This is a genomic window from Pedococcus soli (assembly GCF_054782575.1).
Map to the genome: position 1 here is coordinate 730,788 of NZ_BAAGSF010000004.1, position 17,766 is coordinate 748,553.

The 17,766-nt window shown below is 71.8% G+C and carries 20 protein-coding genes and 1 tRNA gene; 12 read left to right on the plus strand and 9 right to left on the minus strand.

The window, feature by feature from the left end:
* Positions 1 to 80 precede the first annotated feature (80 nt).
* Positions 81 to 163 (minus strand) — tRNA-Leu (locus ACYVKF_RS09530).
* 296 nt (positions 164 to 459) lie between these two features.
* On the opposite strand from ACYVKF_RS09530, the gene ACYVKF_RS09535 reads away from it, so the two are divergent.
* From ACYVKF_RS09535 to pknB, 7 genes are read left to right on the plus strand one after another with little or no spacing between them, the layout of a single operon-like run.
* Positions 460 to 1,350 carry an FhaA domain-containing protein gene (locus tag ACYVKF_RS09535; protein ID WP_056919501.1) on the plus strand — a complete coding sequence of 297 codons (891 nt, stop codon included), beginning with the start codon at positions 460 to 462 and terminating at the stop codon, positions 1,348 to 1,350.
* Positions 1,351 to 1,359: 9 nt separating this feature from the next.
* Complete coding sequence (locus ACYVKF_RS09540) at positions 1,360 to 1,884, plus strand: FHA domain-containing protein FhaB/FipA (RefSeq protein ID WP_460966270.1); 525 nt, start codon at positions 1,360 to 1,362, stop codon at positions 1,882 to 1,884.
* A gap of 11 nt (positions 1,885 to 1,895) precedes the next feature.
* Positions 1,896 to 3,266 carry a PP2C family protein-serine/threonine phosphatase gene (locus tag ACYVKF_RS09545; RefSeq protein WP_460966271.1) on the plus strand — a complete coding sequence of 457 codons (1,371 nt, stop codon included), beginning with the start codon at positions 1,896 to 1,898 and terminating at the stop codon, positions 3,264 to 3,266.
* Between the two features lie 7 nt (positions 3,267 to 3,273).
* Positions 3,274 to 4,650: an FtsW/RodA/SpoVE family cell cycle protein gene (locus ACYVKF_RS09550; protein WP_460966272.1), complete on the plus strand. Its 1,377-nt coding sequence runs from the start codon at positions 3,274 to 3,276 to the stop codon at positions 4,648 to 4,650.
* Positions 4,647 to 6,104, plus strand: coding sequence for a peptidoglycan D,D-transpeptidase FtsI family protein (locus ACYVKF_RS09555; RefSeq protein ID WP_056916055.1), 1,458 nt, complete (start codon positions 4,647 to 4,649; stop codon positions 6,102 to 6,104). The genes ACYVKF_RS09550 and ACYVKF_RS09555 overlap by 4 nt, the downstream gene beginning before the upstream one ends.
* Positions 6,101 to 7,426, plus strand: coding sequence for a serine/threonine-protein kinase (locus ACYVKF_RS09560; protein WP_460966273.1), 1,326 nt, complete (start codon positions 6,101 to 6,103; stop codon positions 7,424 to 7,426). Before ACYVKF_RS09555 ends, ACYVKF_RS09560 begins: the two co-directional genes overlap by 4 nt.
* Positions 7,423 to 9,327, plus strand: coding sequence for a Stk1 family PASTA domain-containing Ser/Thr kinase (gene pknB / locus ACYVKF_RS09565; protein WP_460966274.1), 1,905 nt, complete (start codon positions 7,423 to 7,425; stop codon positions 9,325 to 9,327). The genes ACYVKF_RS09560 and pknB overlap by 4 nt, the downstream gene beginning before the upstream one ends.
* A gap of 11 nt (positions 9,328 to 9,338) precedes the next feature.
* Here the strand turns inward: pknB and ACYVKF_RS09570 are convergent, their stop codons facing one another.
* The 4 genes from ACYVKF_RS09570 to ACYVKF_RS09585 are packed head-to-tail and all read right to left on the minus strand — an operon-like array spanning position 9,339 to position 11,660.
* Positions 9,339 to 9,995: an aminodeoxychorismate/anthranilate synthase component II gene (locus ACYVKF_RS09570; RefSeq protein WP_056916057.1), complete on the minus strand. Its 657-nt coding sequence runs from the start codon at positions 9,993 to 9,995 to the stop codon at positions 9,339 to 9,341.
* A complete protein-coding gene (locus ACYVKF_RS09575; protein WP_369818797.1) occupies positions 9,992 to 10,207 on the minus strand; it encodes a hypothetical protein in 216 nt (71 codons plus the stop codon). Before ACYVKF_RS09575 ends, ACYVKF_RS09570 begins: the two co-directional genes overlap by 4 nt.
* Positions 10,204 to 10,911: a class E sortase gene (locus tag ACYVKF_RS09580; RefSeq protein ID WP_460966275.1), complete on the minus strand. Its 708-nt coding sequence runs from the start codon at positions 10,909 to 10,911 to the stop codon at positions 10,204 to 10,206. The genes ACYVKF_RS09575 and ACYVKF_RS09580 overlap by 4 nt, the downstream gene beginning before the upstream one ends.
* Entirely contained in the window at positions 10,908 to 11,660 is a 753-nt protein-coding gene (locus ACYVKF_RS09585; protein ID WP_460966276.1) for a DUF881 domain-containing protein, read from the minus strand. The genes ACYVKF_RS09580 and ACYVKF_RS09585 overlap by 4 nt, the downstream gene beginning before the upstream one ends.
* A 65-nt stretch (positions 11,661 to 11,725) precedes the next feature.
* Here ACYVKF_RS09585 and ACYVKF_RS09590 point away from each other — a divergent pair, with 65 nt between their 5' ends.
* Positions 11,726 to 11,974, plus strand: coding sequence for a cell division protein CrgA (locus ACYVKF_RS09590; RefSeq protein ID WP_056916060.1), 249 nt, complete (start codon positions 11,726 to 11,728; stop codon positions 11,972 to 11,974).
* Between the two features lie 158 nt (positions 11,975 to 12,132).
* Here ACYVKF_RS09590 and ACYVKF_RS09595 read toward each other — a convergent pair whose 3' ends face one another.
* The 4 genes from ACYVKF_RS09595 to ACYVKF_RS09610 all read right to left on the minus strand — a co-directional run bounded on the left by ACYVKF_RS09595 (position 12,133) and on the right by ACYVKF_RS09610 (position 14,393).
* A complete protein-coding gene (locus ACYVKF_RS09595) occupies positions 12,133 to 12,303 on the minus strand; it encodes a Flp family type IVb pilin (RefSeq protein ID WP_460966277.1) in 171 nt (56 codons plus the stop codon).
* Positions 12,304 to 12,505: 202 nt separating this feature from the next.
* Positions 12,506 to 12,676, minus strand: coding sequence for a Flp family type IVb pilin (locus tag ACYVKF_RS09600; RefSeq protein ID WP_460966278.1), 171 nt, complete (start codon positions 12,674 to 12,676; stop codon positions 12,506 to 12,508).
* 276 nt (positions 12,677 to 12,952) lie between these two features.
* The gene (locus tag ACYVKF_RS09605) at positions 12,953 to 13,840 is read right to left on the minus strand and encodes a rhomboid family intramembrane serine protease (protein WP_460966279.1); all 888 of its coding nucleotides are present in this window, start codon (positions 13,838 to 13,840) and stop codon (positions 12,953 to 12,955) included.
* 34 nt (positions 13,841 to 13,874) lie between these two features.
* Positions 13,875 to 14,393: a peptidylprolyl isomerase gene (locus ACYVKF_RS09610; RefSeq protein ID WP_056916063.1), complete on the minus strand. Its 519-nt coding sequence runs from the start codon at positions 14,391 to 14,393 to the stop codon at positions 13,875 to 13,877.
* A 145-nt stretch (positions 14,394 to 14,538) separates the two neighbouring features.
* Here ACYVKF_RS09610 and ACYVKF_RS09615 point away from each other — a divergent pair, with 145 nt between their 5' ends.
* The 4 genes from ACYVKF_RS09615 to ACYVKF_RS09630 all read left to right on the plus strand — a co-directional run bounded on the left by ACYVKF_RS09615 (position 14,539) and on the right by ACYVKF_RS09630 (position 17,765).
* Positions 14,539 to 15,372: a hypothetical protein gene (locus tag ACYVKF_RS09615; protein ID WP_056916064.1), complete on the plus strand. Its 834-nt coding sequence runs from the start codon at positions 14,539 to 14,541 to the stop codon at positions 15,370 to 15,372.
* A gap of 200 nt (positions 15,373 to 15,572) precedes the next feature.
* A complete protein-coding gene (locus ACYVKF_RS09620; protein WP_460966280.1) occupies positions 15,573 to 16,142 on the plus strand; it encodes a MauE/DoxX family redox-associated membrane protein in 570 nt (189 codons plus the stop codon).
* 3 nt (positions 16,143 to 16,145) lie between these two features.
* Complete coding sequence (locus ACYVKF_RS09625) at positions 16,146 to 17,072, plus strand: hypothetical protein (RefSeq protein ID WP_460966281.1); 927 nt, start codon at positions 16,146 to 16,148, stop codon at positions 17,070 to 17,072.
* Between the two features lie 93 nt (positions 17,073 to 17,165).
* Positions 17,166 to 17,765 (plus strand): hypothetical protein, encoded by a 600-nt coding sequence (locus ACYVKF_RS09630; protein ID WP_460966282.1) that lies wholly within the window; start codon positions 17,166 to 17,168, stop codon positions 17,763 to 17,765.
* The last annotated feature ends 1 nt before the right edge of the window (position 17,766 follow it).

Genomic DNA, 17,766 nt, shown 5'->3' on the forward strand with positions numbered 1-17,766 from the left:
CGGACCAGCGACGCCCGGGGCGAAGGCATGAACACACGGCGAAGGGCCCCCGAGATTCTCGGGGGCCCTTCGTCTTTGCGTGCGCGAGGGGGGATTTGAACCCCCACGCCCTTTCGGACACTGCGACCTGAACGCAGCGCGTCTGCCGTTCCGCCACTCGCGCGCGGTGAACAGTGTGCTGTATCGGTGCCCCGAACTCCAAACCGGCTCTTTCCGGCACAGCCGTGGGACGGGCCGGGCGGGTCGACGGCACGACACCACCGGGTGCGCGACACGGCAAAACGGCGGTTGTTTGGCAAAACTGCGGCCTGCAACTGCCGTTTCCCCGAGCAACCGGCGTTTTGCGTCGGGTGGCTGGTCGCGATTGGCTGGGTCGCCGCGCGGCGGCATGGCGCGGCGGGCGCCGCGGCCAGCCGAGCCGGTTACGATCAGGGGCCAGTCAGCGAAGGAGGCCGAGCGGTGGGACTGTTCGACCGGGTCGAGCAACGCCTGGAGCGTGCCGTCAACGGTGCCTTTGCGCGCGCCTTCAAGTCGGAGGTCCAGCCCGTGGAGATCGCCTCGGCGATCCGGCGGGCCATGGACGACCGTGCCGCGATCCTCGGCCCCGGCCGCACGATCGTGCCGAACCTCTACACGGTCGAGCTCTCCGACACCGACTACGACCGCCTCGGCGGGTACGACGAGGAGCTCGAGAACGAGCTCATCGCGGCTGCCCAGGAGCACGCCGAGTCGCAGCGCTACCAGCCCGGCGGCCCGTTGCAGGTGAGCTTCGCGAGCGCCAACGACCTCGAGACCGGGGTCTTCCGCCTGCGCACCTCGACGGCACGTCGCCCCGGGGACGCCCCCGGTCGCCGCAGCAGCGGCGGGTATGGCGCCGGGTCGGCTCCCAGCCCCTACTCCGAGGCCGAGGCGGCTGCCGCGGTCTCACCCCCGGCCCACTCGGCCCGCCCGCAGGGTCACCCCGCGCGGCAGGTCCCGGACGACGACGGCCTCGAGGCCACCCAGGCGCAGGCGCCCGTCGCCCCACCGGCTCCGCCCCGCCGGGTCAACCCCGCCGACCGGCCGTGGCTCGACGTCGACGGCGAGCGCTACCCCCTCATGGGCGCGATGACCGTCCTCGGTCGCGACGACGCCGCCGACATCATCCTCGACGACCCCGGCATCTCCCGGCGGCACAGCGAGATCCGCGTGACCAACGACGGACCGCACCTCGTCGCCAGCATCCGCGACCTCGGCTCGACGAACGGCACGTTCGTCAACAGCGAGCGGATCTCCAGCCAACGCCTCTCCGACGGGGACCGGATCACGGTGGGCCGCACCTCCGTCGTCTACCGCGCCGGGCGGCGGTGACCTCGTCGCATGAGTGAACTCACCCTGACGATCATCCGCCTCGGGTTGCTCGTCCTCCTGTGGATCTTCGTGTTCAGCGTCGTCGGCGTCCTGCGCGGCGACATCTACGGCACCCGCGTGGTCAGCCGCACCCCGCGCAAGCCCGCGCCGGCCAAGCGGCAGCCGGCCGCGCGCGCTGCCAAGGCCGAGGAGACCCCCGCCGCCAAGCCCCCGGCGAAGACCCCTCGGCGCCAGGCCTCGTCCACGCCGCGCACGCTCGTCGTGACGCAGGGCGCCCTGACCGGCACCAGCCTTCCCCTGCGTGAGTCCGGCACCGTCATCGGCCGCAACCCCGAGTGCGCCCTCGTCCTCGACGACGACTTCGCCAGCGGCCGGCACGCCAAGATCTTCCACCGCGACGGCGCGTGGTTCGTCGAGGACCTCGGCTCCACCAACGGCACCTTCCTGGGCAGCGAGCGCCTCACCGGCCCGGTCCGGGTCGAGGTCGGGACCACCCTGCGGATCGGCAAGACCGTCATCGAGCTGCGGAAGTAGGCCTCGACGACATGCCCTTCGCGTTCAACTACGCCGCGCGTTCCGACGTCGGGATGGTGCGGTCGGAGAACCAGGACTCCGGGTACGCCGGGCCGCGGCTGCTGGCGATGGCCGACGGCATGGGTGGCCACGCCGGCGGCGACATCGCGTCCTCGGTGGTCATCGGTGCGCTGGCCGACCTCGACGGCGAGGCGCTGGGCAGCGCCGAGGCGAGCAAGGCCCTGCTCCGACGGATCACGTCGGCCAACGACGAGCTCGCCGACATGGTCAAGGCCGACCCCAGCCTGCACGGCATGGGGACGACGCTCATCGCGATCCTGCGGTCGCACAACAAGCTCGTCCTGGCCCACATCGGCGACTCCCGCGCGTTCCTCGCCCGCGACGGCCAGCTCACGCAGATCACCAAGGACCACTCCTTCGTGCAGTCCCTGGTCGACGAGGGCCGCATCACCGCCGACGAGGCGATCGGGCACCCGCAGCGCTCCCTGGTCACCCGTGTCCTGACCGGCCAGCCCGACGACGAGCCGGACGTCACCGTGCGCGAGGCGCGGATGGGCGACCGCTACCTCATCGCCTCCGACGGCCTCACCGACTACGTCGCCGGTGACACCATCGCCGAGATCGTCACGGCCGGCGAGGCGCCGGGCGCGACGGCCGACCGGCTCGTCGACCTCGCGCTCAAGGCCGGCGCACCGGACAACGTGACCATCGTCATCGGTGACGTCGTCGACCTCACCAAGGTCGACGGCCCCCCGACGCAGCCGCAGATCGTGGGCGCCGCCTCCACGCGCACGAAGAAGAGCACTCGCGCCATACCGGTCACTCCTGCTGCCAAGGCCGCTGCGCTCACCCGCGAGGCCACCGGCGAGGACGACGACGAGGTGACCCTCGCGGAGGAAGGCCCGGCCGGGCCCGGCCGCTGGTGGCGCAGGGCCGCGGTCCTCGCCGTCGTGCTCGTGGTCCTCGGTGGTGGCGCGTATGCCGCGTACGACTGGTCGCAGGGCCAGTACTTCGTGGGTGCCCACGACGGGAAGGTCGCCATCTACCAGGGCGTCTCCCAGGACCTCGGGCCGATCGCGCTGTCGCACGTCGAGGAGGCGTCCGACGTCGTCGTGAGCGACCTGCCGGACTTCTACCGCACCAAGGTCGAGGCCTCGATCTCCAAGGACACGCTCAAGGACGCCGAGGCCCTCGTCGAGGAGCTGCGCCTCGAGGCGTCCCGCTGCGCGGTGAGCCGGGCGACCGGTGGCACCTGCGCCACCGGCGACTCGTCGACCCCCACGCCGAGCACCACCACGACGTCCCCGAGCACGACCACCACAACCACCACCACCCCGACGACCTCGTCGACGACGACCACCACCACCCCGACGACCCGTTGAGCGCGCCATGACGACCGTCTCGAGCTTCGCTCCCCGCACCCGCCGCAACGTCGAGCTGACGTTGCTGCTGCTGGCCGTCGGCATCGTCGTCCTGGCCTACGTCAACGTCGGCCTCTCGGTCTCGGGTTCGTTCCCCCCCGGCCTCATCACCCATGGCGCCGGCCTGCTCGCGATCTCGCTCGCGTTCCACCTCCTGCTGCGCTGGAAGGCGTCATACGCCGACCCGCTGCTCCTGCCGATCGTCACCCTGCTCAACGGCCTCGGGCTGGTGATGATCCACCGGCTCGACATCGCCGAGGGTCGCAGCATCGGCGAGGGCCTGGCCCTGCGCCAGCTCATCTGGAGCGCCCTGGCGGTCGCCATCGCCGCCGCCGTCCTGTGGTTCCTGCGCGACCACCGCGCGCTGCGCCGGTTCACGTTCACCGCGTCGATCGTCGGGTTCGGGCTGCTGATCCTGCCGCTGCTGCCCGTCGTGGGTCGCACCGTCAACGGCTCGCGCATCTGGATCGGGTTGGGGCCGTTCACGTTCCAGCCCGGCGAGGTCGCGAAGATCGTGCTCGCCATCTTCTTCGCGGGCTACCTCGTGCAGACCCGTGACGCCCTCTCGCTCGCAGGCCGCAAGGTCCTCGGCTTCACCTTCCCGCGCGGTCGCGACCTCGGCCCGATCCTCGTCGCCTGGATCCTCAGCCTGCTCGTCCTGGTCTTCGAGAAGGACCTGGGTTCGTCGCTGCTCCTGTTCGGCCTGTTCGTGTCGATGCTCTACGTCGCGACCGAGCGCGTGTCCTGGATCGCCATCGGCATGGCCCTGTTCTGCGGCGGCGCCTACCTCGCCTTCCTGCTCTTCTCCCACGTCCAGGCGCGCGTGAACCTGTGGCTCGACCCGTTCGCCCCCGGCCAGTCCGACCAGGTCGCCAAGGGCCTGATGGGTATGGCGGCGGGTGGCCTCTTCGGCACCGGCCTGGGTCGCGGCCGCCCGGACCTGACCTACTTCGCGGAGTCGGACTTCATCTTCCCCAGCTTCGGCGAGGAGCTCGGCCTGATCGGCCTGTTCGCGCTGCTCATCCTCTACGTCCTGCTCGTCGAGCGCGGCCTGCGCACGGCGCTCGGGGTCCGGGACGGGTTCGGCAAGCTGCTCGCCGGCGGACTGGCCTTCTCGGTGGCGCTGCAGTGCTTCGTCGTCGTCGGCGGGGTCACGCGGGTCATCCCCCTCACCGGCCTGACCATGCCGTTCCTGTCCTACGGAGGCTCCTCCCTGCTGGCCAACTGGTCGCTCGTGGCCCTGCTCCTGCGCATCAGCGACCAGGCCCGTCGGCCGGTCGTCGAGACGCCGGTCGGTGCGTCCAGCACCGGCGAGGCCAAGACCGAGATGGTGGCGCTGCGGTGAACGCCCCCCTCCGCCGCCTCTCCATGGTCGTGGCGCTGCTGTTCGGCGCGCTGCTCATCTCCTCGACCTACATCCAGTTCGTCCAGGCCAAGTCGCTGGACGACCGGCCCGAGAACCGCCGCACCCTGCTGGCCAACTACGCCCGCGAGCGCGGCCAGATCCTCGTGGGGGGTGCCCCGATCGCCAAGTCGGTCGCCTCCAAGGACGAGCTCAAGTGGCTGCGCACCTACCCGCAGGGCAAGCTCTACGCCCACCTCACCGGCTACTACTCCTTCACGTATGGCGCGGGCGGCGGGATCGAGGGTGCGGAGAACGCGCTGCTCTCGGGCTCCTCGGACAAGCTGTTCTACCGCCGCGTCAGCGACATCCTCACCGGCAAGGACCAGACCGGGGCCAGCCTCGAGCTCACGGTCAACGCCAAGGCGCAGGCCGCGGCCGAGAAGGCGCTGGGCAACCAGCGCGGGGCGGTCGTGGCCCTCGACCCGAGCACGGGTGAGGTGCTCGCCCTCGTCAGCCACCCGTCATACGACCCCTCGGTCCTGAGCAGCCACGACACCTCCGCCGTCGTGAAGGCGTGGAAGGACCTCAACGCCGACAGCAGCCGCCCGATGGTCGACCGCGCCATCGCCGGCAACCTCTACCCGCCGGGGTCGACGTTCAAGATCGTCACGTCGGCCGCCGCCCTGGAGTCCGGGAAGTTCACCGAGGAGTCGCAGATCCCCGGACCGGCCACGCTCGACCTGCCGCAGACCACGACCAACCTGCCGAACGACGACCGCCAGCCGTGCGGGCCGAACGGCAAGGTCACCCTCAAGCGGGCGCTCGAGATCTCGTGCAACACGGCGTTCGGCTGGCTCGGCATGCAGATCGGCGCCGACGACTTCCGTTCGCAGGCAGCCAAGTTCGGCATCGGTGACCGCCTGACGATCCCCATGACGGTGACCCCGAGCAGCGTCCCGGCCGAGCTCAACGAACCCCAGCTGGCCCAGTCGGCGATCGGCCAGTACGACGTGCGGGTGACCCCGCTGCAGGTGGCCATGATCTCCGCCGCCGTCGCCAACCGCGGCATCGTCATGAAGCCCCACCTGGTCAAGAAGGTCACCTCCTCCGACCTGGAGGTCCTCGACGAACCCCCGCCGGAGCAGCTGTCCCAGGCCGTCTCGAAGGAGACCGCCGACGCCCTGACCCGGATGATGCAGGGGGTCGTCGAGAACGGCACCGGCACCGCCGCGCAGATCAGCGGCGTCGACGTCGCCGGCAAGACCGGCACCGCCCAGCACGAGGTGGGCAAGGCCCCGCACGCCTGGTTCACCGGGTTCGCGCCCGCCGTGGGCGCCAAGGTGGCCGTCGCCGTCGTCGTCGAGGACGGTGGCAACGCGGGGAACGAGGCCGCCGGCGGCCGGGTCGCGGCCCCCATCGCCAAGGCCGTCATGGAAGCGGTGCTCGGCAAGTGACCCCCACGCAGGGCGACGTGCTCGCCGGCCGCTACCGCCTCGAGGAGTCCATCGCGATGGGCGGGATGGGTGAGGTCTGGCGTGCCCACGACGTCACCCTGGACCGTGACGTCGCCGTCAAGGTGCTCCGGCCGGACAGCGCGCAGGACGAGGGTTTCGCGGAGCGTTTCCGTGCCGAGGCCCGCCACTCCGGCGGCCTGAGCCACCCGAACATCGGGACCGTCCACGACTTCGGCGAGGACGACGGCACGGCCTTCCTGGTCATGGAGCTGCTCGTCGGCGAACCCCTCTCGACCCTGATCAAGGAGCGTGCGCCGCTGCCGCAGCAGGAGGTCACCGACATCCTGCGGCAGGCCGCGCTGGCCCTCCAGGCGGCCCACGACGCGGGGGTCGTCCACCGGGACGTCAAGCCCGCGAACATCGTCGTCGACCCGGACGGGTACGCCAAGCTCACCGACTTCGGGATCGCCCGCGCCCTGAGCGAGGCCCCGATGACCCAGACCGGCGAGGTCCTCGGCACGCCCCACTACCTCGCACCGGAGCAGGCCGCCGGCCGACCGGCCGGCCCGCTGAGCGACGTGTACGCCCTGGCCGTGGTCGGCTACGAGATGCTCACCGGGCGTCGACCGTTCAACGGCGAGTCGATGGTGACCACCGCCCTGGCGCACCTCAGCCAACCGGCCCCCCAGCTCTCCGACGAGGTCGGGGAACCCCTGCGGACGACGGTGATGGCCGCCCTGGCCAAGGACCCCTCCCAGCGTCCGGGCAGTGCCGCGGAGTTCGCGGCCGCCCTCGAGCTCCCGGACGGCGAGGTCCCCGAGCACCTCCGGGCCGGAGCCGCCTCAGCCGTCACCCCCGTGATCGCCGGAGCGCCCGAGGGCCTGAGCGGCGACGACACGCTGCCGACCTCCGTCTTCCTCGCCCCCGCGGCAGCCGCCGGTCTCGCCACCGACCCCGGTCACGACGACACCGAGGTGCACGACACCCGGCGTCCCACTTGGGCCCTGCCCGTCGCTGCCGGCGTCGCGGTCCTGCTCGCCGTCGCCCTCGTCGTGTCGCTGACCTCCCGCGGCAACGCCAGCTCGACGCCCACCCCGTCCCGGACCACCCCGGTCGCCGCCACGAGCACACCCCTCGCCCCGAGGGCCACGAGCACACCCACCACCCCGAAGGCCACGACCCGCTCCACCATGACCCCTGCCAAGAACACCGCCTCGCCGACCCGCACGACCCGTACCACCGTGGCCAGCGCCCCGGCCCGGCCCGCCCCCGGCCACGCCGGCAAGGGTCACGGCAAGGGCAAGGGAGGCAAGAAGCCGTGACCGCACCACAGCTCCTCGGGGGCCGTTACGAAGTGGGCGGCCTGCTCGGCCGCGGCGGTATGGCGGAGGTGCACCTCGGCCACGACGCCCGCCTCTCTCGGCCGGTCGCCATCAAGCTGCTGCGTTCCGACCTCGCCCGCGACCCCTCGTTCCTCAACAGGTTCCGCCGTGAGGCCCAGTCGGCGGCCGGGCTCAACCACGCGAGCATCGTCGCGGTCTACGACTCCGGCGAGGACCGGCTGACCGAGTCCGGCGGCGCCTCGGTCCCGGTGCCCTACATCGTCATGGAGTACGTCGAGGGCCAGACCCTGCGCGAGCTGCTCAACGACCGGCACCACCTGGAACCCGCGGAGGCGGCCCGCATCACCGAGGGCGTGCTCGATGCGCTGGCGTACAGCCACCGGATGGGCATCGTCCACCGGGACATCAAGCCGGCCAACGTCATGATCGGCTCCCGCGGCGACATCAAGGTCATGGACTTCGGCATCGCGCGGGCGGTCGCCGACGCGAACGCCACCATGACCCAGACGCAGGCCGTCATCGGCACCGCGCAGTACCTGTCGCCCGAACAGGCCCAGGGCCACCACGTCGACGCGCGCTCGGACCTGTACTCCACGGGCTGCCTGCTGTTCGAGCTGCTCACCGGTCGCCCGCCGTTCCAGGCCGACTCACCGGTCGCGATCGCCTACCAGCACGTGGGCCAGCCGCCCCCGCGACCGTCCTCGCTCAACCCCGCCGTGAGCCCGGCCCTCGACGCGGTGGTCCTGCATTCGCTCGCAAAGGACCGCGAGGCCCGCTACCAGGACGCGACCGCGTTCCGCGCCGACCTGCAGGCCGCCCGGCTCGGGCGCCCCATCAGCGATGCAGCCCGCGGGACGGCCGGCTCGGCGCCGGAGGCCACCGTGGCGATCGGTGCCCTCGGGGCCGCCGCGGCAGCGACCACGGTCCTGCCCGCGGGTGCCACCCCGACGACCGCCACCGCTCCCGGCACCGCCGGTGGCGGCCACGGCAACACCGCGACCCTGCCGGCCATCGGGCACGACCCCGACGACGAACCGCGTCGCCGACGCGGCCTCGCCTACGTGCTGCTCGTCCTCGCCGTGGTCGGCGCGCTGGTGCTGCTCGCCCTCGCCGGCAAGTCCTTCCTCGACCGGCCACCGGACACGCCTGCCCAGGTGTCCATCCCGTCCGTGGTCGACAAGCCGGTCGAGACAGCCGAGGCGGAGATCAGGGCGGCCGGGCTGGTGCCCGAGTCGACCCAGGTGGCCAGCACCAAGGAGATCGGCCACGTCATCGAGCAGAGTCCAGGCGGCGGCGAGCTCGCGGCACGCAACTCCCGCGTCCAGCTGAGCATCTCGGCCGGCCCCGACACCAGGGACCTGCCCGACCTCAGGGACTACAGCCAGGACGAGGCGCGCACGGCGCTGTCCAACCTCAACCTCAAGGTCGGCGCCATCAAGGAGGTCGACGACTCGGGACTGGACAAGGGCCAGGTCGTCTCCACTGACCCGGGAGCCGGCGAGTCCGTCCCGGTCGGGAGCACCGTCGGCCTGACCGTGTCCTCGGGCAAGATCACCGCTCCCGACGTCGTGGGCAAGTCGCGCAGCGAGGCCGCCCAGATCCTCGGTGACCTCGGGTTCCGCATCAAGACGGAGTACGTCGAGAGCTCCGAGACGGAGGACTCGGTGACGAAGCAGAGCATCAAGAAGGGCGAGAAGGTCAACGACGGCACCCAGATCGTGCTGACGGTGGCCCAGCCGCCGCGTCCGACCCAGACCACCACCACGACGGCCCCACCGACCACCACGACGGCTCCGCCGACGACGAGCACGACGACGACCACCACGGCGCCGACGAGCACCATCCCCGTCACACCCCCGGCGCCGATCCAGACGCCCTGACCGACCGGAGGTCAGTGGGCGGCGACGGCCCGGGCCACTCCCTCGGCGTCGCGGACCAGGGGACTCAGGCCCTCCGAGCGCTGGACGGCGTCGTCCAGGCCGCAGACCTGCAGCCAGTTGGCCAGGATGCGGTGCCCACCCTCGGTGAGCACGCTCTCGGGGTGGAACTGCACCCCGTGCAGGGGCAGGTCGCGGTGGCGGACGGCCATGATGATGCCGGACTCGGTGTGCCCGTTGGCGACCAGCGTCTCGGGCAGCGTCGGGGGGTCGATCGTCAGCGAGTGGTACCGCGTGGCCGTGAACGGGCTGCCCAGGCCCTCGAGGACGCCGGTGTCGTCGTGCAGGACCCGGGACGTCTTGCCGTGGAGCAGCTCCGGTGCCCGCCCGACGGTCGCCCCGGCGACGACCCCGAGCGCCTGGTGACCGAGGCAGACCCCCAGCATCGGCTGGGCGCGCTCGGCGCACGCCTCGATCATCGCCATCGAGACACCGGCCTGCTCGGGGGTGCCGGGACCCGGCGACACGAGCACCCCGTCGAAGTCCGCACCGTCGGCGGCGGTGAGCGCGTCGTTGCGGACGACCTCGCACTCGGCACCGAGCTGCTGGAGGTAGCCGACGATGGTGAAGACGAAGCTGTCGTAGTTGTCGACGACGAGGATGCGGGTCATGGGGAGGCCTCGAGCTGGGGTGCGTGGACGGCGTGGGGACGGGCGGCCGACGGGTCGACCGTGTTGTCGTTGAACGGCATGAGCGGCGCGATCCGCGGGAACAGCCACAGGAAGCAGAACGCCACCACGGCGACGACCAGCACCACGGCCAGCAGCACCCGGACCACCAGGGGCCCGGGCAGCGCCCGCCAGATCGCTGCGTAGATCATCACGCACCTGCCTTCGGTGCGGCGAGGACGTCGGCGGGCAGCCCCGCCGTCCGGGGGTAGGACCGCACCAGCTCGGCGAAGACGACGTACCGCTGCGCCGCGCTGTACTTGGGGTGGCACGCGGTCATCGTGAGCCACCGCTGCGTGGGCCTGGTGCCGACCTTCTGCGGCACCGGCGCGATGACATCGACCTCGGTGGGCGCGACGATGACGTGCCGCTTCACGGCATACACGTGGAACTCGGTCCGGGTCTCGATCACGACCTTGTCGCCCGCGCGGAGCAGGTCGATGTCGTGGAACGGGCGCCCGTAGGTGGTGCGGTGGCCGGCGATCGCGAAGTTCCCCACGGCACCGGGCCGCGCCGTGCCCGTGTAGTGGCCGACACCGTCCATGAGGATGTCGCGGCTGGTGCCCTCGAGCACGGGCCGCGCGTAGTCGGCGCCGAGCCGCGGGATCCGCACGATCGCGAAGGCCTTGCCGAACGGCACGGCAGCCGGCACCCGGTTGGCCGCGGCCGAGCCGGACGCCCCGGACGCGAAGTCGCGGGTGAGCGCGTGGACGGTGTCGTCCTGGACGCGGTTGGCGGTGACGTCGGTCCACCACAGCTGCCACCCGACGAACAGGAGCAGGAGCAGGCCGGCCGTGACGAACACGTCCCCGGCCAGCCCGAGCACCCACCGACCCGCGCGGGCCGCACCTGAGCTCATCGCGCCGCCCGGGCGTCCTGGAGGTTGATCGAGCCGGCGTAGGCCGGCAAGGTCATCTCGCGACGCGACGTCACGTCGTACCCCAGACCGGCGGCGTCGACCCACTGGCGGTAGATCCCGATGCTGGGGCTGGAGTCGAGGGCCGCACGGAGCCGGCCCTGGTCGCCGATGGCCGTGATGACGTAGGGCGGCGAGTAGACCCGTCCCTGCAGGATCAACGTGTTGCCGACGCAGCGGACCGCGCTCGTCGAGACCACGCGCTGGTCCATGAGCATCATCGCCTCGGCACCGCCCTGCCACAGCGCGTTCACGACGGCCTGGACGTCCTGCTGGTGCACGACGTAGTCGTCGACCGAGAAGCCGTCCGGCAGCACGTCGGGAACGGTCTTCGCGTCGGTCATCGTGACCTGGACCGCCGGTCCGGCGACCGGCTCGGTCCCGGCGGCGAGCCGCAGGGCGTCCGCGTCCTTGGTCAGCTCGGTGACCTGGAGGTCGCCGGGGGCCTGCTGGGCCGACAGCCGGTCGACCTCGGCGCGCAGCGAGGCGACCCGCTGGGCGGCGATGGCGTTCTGCCGCGTCTGCTCCCTGATCAGGCCGGGGACGTCACCGCCGGAGGACCGCAGGTCCGTGCCCTTGGCCGTGGCCGCGCTCAGCGCGAACATGACCCCGGCGCCGAGCGCCACGAGGGGGACGACCGCCGACCACACCGTGGGCCGACGCGTCAACCACGTCAGCCTCTGGTCCGCCATGGCACTACGCTATGCCAAACGTCCCGGCGGCTCGATGCCGTCCGACCTGCGAGGAGAGTTTTCCCGTGCCGGAGTCCAAGGGCCGCGCCAAGCGCGCCTACACCCCGCCCAGCAAGCCCGCGAAGGCCAAGGTCGGGAACCCGCCCTGGTTCGTGCCCGTGATGCTGACCCTCATGGTGCTCGGACTGCTGTGGATCGTCGTCTTCTACATCACCAGCCAGCGCTTCCCGGTCGAGGCGCTCGGCCGCTGGAACCTCGGCATCGGCTTCGGCCTGATGCTGTCGGGGTTCGCCATGACCACCCGCTGGCGCTGAACCACTGAACCACCGGACGCGGGTCGCCTGACGACCTGCTCGAACGACAGGAGCGCACCCCGGCCCAGCCGGGGTGCGCTCCTGTCGTTCGCCGGGGCGAACACCATGGCCTGCCGGTGGGGGATTCCGGCGGCCAGGGGTCGGTGGGGTCAGCCGGGTCAGACCGTCGTGGCACCCGTGTTGAAGATGTCGGAGAGGTTCGTGCCCAGGAGCGCGACCGCGACGATGATGACGATCGCGATGAGGCCGACCATCAGGCCGTACTCGACGGCGGTGGCGCCGCGCTCGCGGTTGAGGCGCTGCTGGATCTTGCTGTGGATCGAGGTCATGGTGGGCTCCCTTGCGGCCGGCGGATCGGGCGAGTGGCCCTACGGAGAGAGTGGCAGCGCCGATCCGGTCGGACATCGTCCTCGTGCGGGTCGTCGTTCTCCACCATCCGCACGAGAGGGGCCTGTCCCCGCCGGCGGTGCCGGCCGGCCCCGTGCTCACGGCTTCCCCCACGCACCCCGGTCGGGCGCAGAGCCCTCCTGCTCAGAAGCCCCGGCTGGCCGCGTCGAAGATCCCGGCGAGGCTCTCGCCGAAGTGGCCCACCACCACGACGAGGAACGTCGCGACGAGACCGACGGTGAGGCCGAACTCCACCGGCGTGGCCCCTCGCTCGGAGGCGGAGCGGCGTCGGATCATCTGCTGGAGCGTGGTCATGTGGTCCCCCTGTGGACGTCGGTGTCGAGTCCCCAGAGCCTTGCAGCGCGCACCGCAAAGGTGATCATGCGGACAACGCAGCCATACCCTCCTGCATCAGGACTAGACGCCTCATCCTCGGGCACCAGCGGGCATCCCCACCTTTGTCCACATCTGTCCGCCGCTCGTCCCCACCGTTGTCCACAGGGAGTTGTCCACACCTTTCTCCACAGCTGGGGACAAATGACAGGCGTGTAATACGCGGGTCCCCACCCGCTGCCGGGAGCTCGGAGCCCGTCAGCCGACGAGGACGAACCCGGGGGAGAGCGCGTACTTCACGACAGCGAGCACGACGAGGACCCCGAGCACGGCCCCAAGGCCGGGCCACTGCCAGCGGCGGCGTTCGCGCGGCGTGGTCCAGGAGATGACGGCCGCCAGGGCCGCGCCGGTCAGCAGTCCGCCGAGGTGCGCCTGCCAGGCGACGTTGGGCAGGACGAACCCGATCACGGCGTTGATGCCGATGGTGAGGTACATCCCCGCGGAGGAACGGCCCAGGTGCCGGTTGAGCACGAGCAGGGCCCCGAACAACCCGAACACCGCACCCGAGGCACCGACCATCGGGGTGAACCACGAGGTCCGGTCCAGGGTGCTGGTGGGGGGCGTGGACATGAGGAGGTAGACGACCGAGCCGCCCACCGCGCTGATCAGGTACACCGCTGCATACCGGGCGGCACCGAGCAGGCGCTCGAGGTACTGGGCACCCACCATCCACAGGGCCGCCATGTTGAACAGGATGTGGGTGATCTGCTGAGGGCTGTGCGCGAAGGCCGAGGTGACGAACCGCCAGGGCTCGGACTCACCCGTGTAGGGGCTGAAGTCCACCTGGTCGCTGAAGCCCGGCACCGCGAGCTGGAGGACGTACACGAGCACGCAGAGCGCGATGATCGCGTAGGACACCACGGGGGTGTCGGTGACCCGTCCCCCGAAGACGGTCGTGGCCGAGCGCATCGTCTTGGCCTGGGCGCGGACGCAGTCGACGCACTGGACGCCGACGGCCGCGGGCCGCTGGCAGTCCGGGCACACCGGCCGGCCACAGCGCTGGCACCGCACGTACGACACGCGCTGGGGGTGCCGGGGGCAGACCGGTGTGGTCTGCTGCTGCGCTCCGGCGGTGGGCTCGCTCATGCGCGGGTCCTGTCTTCGGGGGATCGGGTCGAGGTCAGTCGTTGACGACGACCGACTCGATGACAACGTCCTCGACCGGCTTGTCGTTCGCACCGGTGCGCACGTTCGCGATCTTGTCGACGACCTCGCGGCTCGGGCCGTCGGCGACCTCGCCGAAGATGGTGTGCTTGCCCTGCAGCCACGAGGTGTCACCCACGGTGATGAAGAACTGCGAGCCGTTGGTGCCCTTGCCCATGCGCTTGCCGGCGTTCGCCATGGCGAGCATGTAGGGCTGGTTGAAGTTCTTGTCCGGGCTGATCTCGTCGTCGAAGGTGTAGCCGGGGCCACCGAAGCCCTGGCCGACGGGGCACCCGCCCTGGATCATGAAGCCGGGGATGATGCGGTGGAACACCAGGCCGTCGTAGAACGGCGTGGGGTTCGTGCGGCCCGCGTCGTCGCGGTACTCCTGCTCGCCCTTGGCGAGGCCGACGAAGTTCGCGACCGTCTTGGGAGCGTGGTCGGGGAAGAGGGTGACATTGATGTCGCCGTGGTTGGTCTTGAGGGTGACGTCCATGCTGCTCATCCTTCCACGGAGGCCGTCCGGGCGTCGTCCGCGGGAGCCCCGCTGGGTTGCCCACCAGCCGAAACAAGGCAGGATGGGGCAGGAGTGGCATCCCCTCGGGGAAGCCAGACATGTCCGCACCACCAGGGAGGCACAGGTGTTCCGCACCAAGAGCAAGACCGAGCAGGCCGCCGACGCTGTGAGCTCGACGGCCCACACCGCGGCGGACTACGCATCGACCCTCAAGGACCGTGTGGCCCCGGCCGCAGAGGTCGCCAAGGACCGCGCCGGCCAGGCCAAGGACTGGGGCAAGCCCCACGTCGAGGCTGCCCGCGACTGGGCCAAGCCCCACGTCGACCACGGCATCGAGGTCGCCGCCCCGAAGCTGCAGGGTGCTGTCGAGGGCCTCGCGCCCAAGGTCGACACCGCCCGCGACACCATCGTCGACAGCCTGCTGCCGAAGGTCGCCGAGGCCATCGCGGCCGTGGCCGCAGCCTCCGCTGCCGCCAAGAGCACCGCCACGGACGTGGCCGGCGAGACGGCCGACCGTTCCAGCGGGGCGTTCCACGTCCTCAAGGGCGACGCCGTCGCCAAGCGCAGCGGTCGCAAGGGCAAGGTGCTGATCTTCCTCGGCGTCCTCGCCGCTGCCGGTGCCGCGTTCGCCGTGTTCCGCAAGTCCGCGCCGCGCGAGGACCCGTGGGCCACCCCCCTCGACGACCCGTACACCGCGCCGACCAGCGGCCGCGCCTCCACCTCGGAGAAGGTCTCGAACCTCGCCGACGCCGCGAAGGAGAAGGCCGGAGCAGCAGCCGACACCGTCAAGGACAAGGCGACCGAGGCCAAGGACAAGGCCGCCGGTGCTGCGTCCGACGCCAAGGACAAGGTGACCTCCACGGGCAAGCACGCTGCAGGTTCTGCCGCGGACGCGACCAAGGACGCCGCCGAGGCCGTCGCCGACAAGGCCGACGAGACCAAGGACAAGGTCGACTGACCCAGCTCCACCACCCTCAGCGCAGGGCGCACCTCCGGGGTGCCGCACCGTCGACCGACGGAGCGGCACCCCGCGGTGTTTGTCCCGGTATGCCGCCCTGCCGCCCCACACCGGCCCCCTGCCGCTCCCAGCCCACCTCCACGACGACTCCGCCTGTCGCGACCGCCGGGTCGTCGCACCCGGCGGGTAGCGTGGACGCCATGTGGGACGCACTCGCGGGACCGTTCCTCGCCGTGGCGGGGCTGCTCGTCGTGGCCGGTGTGCCCAAGGTCATCGACCCGTTGCCCCTGGTTCGCGCCCTGCGCTCCGCCGGTTTCGTCGTCCCACCTGGCCCCGGGGCGGCACTGGTCCGGCTCTTCGCCGTGGGCGAGGTCGTCGTCGGCGTCTGGGCCGTCGTGGCCCCGGGCCGCACGAGCGCGGCCCTGGTGGCCGCGGCCTACCTCGTCTTCACCCTGTTCGTGGGGCGCGTCCTGACGCGCGGCGGGGTCCTCGGGTCGTGCGGGTGCTTCGGCAAGCCCGACACCCCCGCGACCCGGACCCACCTCGTCCTCACGGCTGCTGCCGCGCTGGTCGCCGTCGCCCTCGCCGCAGACCCGCCGTCCGCCGTGTGGTCCGGAGCAGCTGCGAACGCGCCGGCCGGTGCGTCGCTCGTGACCACCGTCGCCCTCGCCGTCGTCATCGCCGGCCTCGCCTGGATGGTCATGGCCGTCCTCCCCACCACCACCGCCACCGCCGTCCGCAGCGCCAACCCGACCCGCACGAAGGGCTGACCCATGCTTGCCGTCGTCATCGCCGAGGGGGTCGCCGTCGTCCTGCTCGGCGTCCTCGTGCTCGGCCTGCTGCGCAGCCACGCGCTCATCCTCAAGGCCCTCCACGAGCTCGGGGCAGGCCTCGAGCTCGAGAAGGACGCCGGCACGGGGGTGACCACCGCGACCACGGGCGGCAAGCCCGGTCCCGTGCCGGTCGAGCTGGAGACCGGGGTCATCCCGGCCACCCGGCACGACTCGACGAAGGCGCACGACATCGTCGGCACCGACCTCGAGCGCGCCGCATCCGAGGTCGTCGTGACGGCCCCCGGCCAGCGGACCCTGCTCGCCTTCCTCACCAGCGGCTGCAGCGTCTGCCAGACGTTCTGGGAGGAGTTCCAGCGCGGTGTCGACGTGCCCGGCGACGGTGCCCTCCGAGTCGTCGCCAAGGGCCCCGAGGAGGAGTCGGTCCCGAGCCTCCGGTCGCTCGCCGGCGACGTGCCCGTGATCCAGTCCTCCGCCGCCTGGCTCGACTACGACATCCCCGGCTCGCCCTACTTCGTCTACGTCGAGGGGGGCCAGGTCACCGGCGAGGGCTCGGCGACCACGTGGCCGCAGGTCCGCGACCTGATGGCCCAGGGGGTGTCCGACAGCGAGGAGGCCCGTGCCGCGGCCGGCCGCAGCGGTCCCGGAGCGCTCGTGGGTGACGACCTCGGCCGCGGCGAGCGCGACAACCTCCCCCGCATGGACGGTGAGCTGCTGGCGGCAGGGATCGCGCCGGGTCACCCCAGCCTGTACGAGTCGCCTGACCCCGAAGGCCCCGACGACCACAGCGGGCACGACCACCAGCACGACCACGACCACAGCGGGCACGACCACGAGGGGCACGACCACCACGGGCACGCCCACGACGACGCCCACGAGCACGCGGTGCCCGGCCGGCACGAGCACTGACCCGTGTCCGTCACCGTCCTGGCCCTCGCCCTGGGCCTGCCCATGGCGGCGGTCGCCGCCGTGCGCGCCACGTGGTCCCCTTGAGGTGAGTCGATGCTCTCGAGCATCAGCCCGCTCGGTGAGCGGGCCAGGAACTCCCGCTGGTGGCTGACCACCGCGGCATACCTCGTCGGGTCGTTGGTCGGCGGTCTCGGGCTCGGTGCCCTCGCCGCCCTGCTCGGCTCCGCCGTGCCCGAGGACGTGCGCGCCTCGCCCTGGGCCCTCGGTGTCGTGGCCCTGCTGCTGCTCGTCGGCCTGGGCTTCGACTCGGCGCCGGGCAACCGGATGGTGCCTTCGTGGCGCCGCCAGGTCGACGTCAACTGGCTCGACGAGTACCGCGGCTGGGTGATGGGACTGGGGTTCGGGGTGCAGCTCGGGTTCGGCCTCGTCACGATCATCACGAGTGCGACGACGTATGGCGTGGTGCTGTTCGCCGCCCTCTCCGGGCAGCTCGGTGCCGGGCTGGCCATCGGGGCGGTGTTCGGCGTGGTCCGCGCCCTCCCGTCGCTGCTCATGGGCCGGGTCACCGACCGGGCCGCGCTGCACGCCGTGTTCACCCGGGTGGAGCGTTGGGCCAAACCGGCACGAATCATCGCTAGGGTGGCGCTGGGAGGAGCGGCCGCCGCACTGCTGGTCGCCGCAGTTGGGAGCTGAA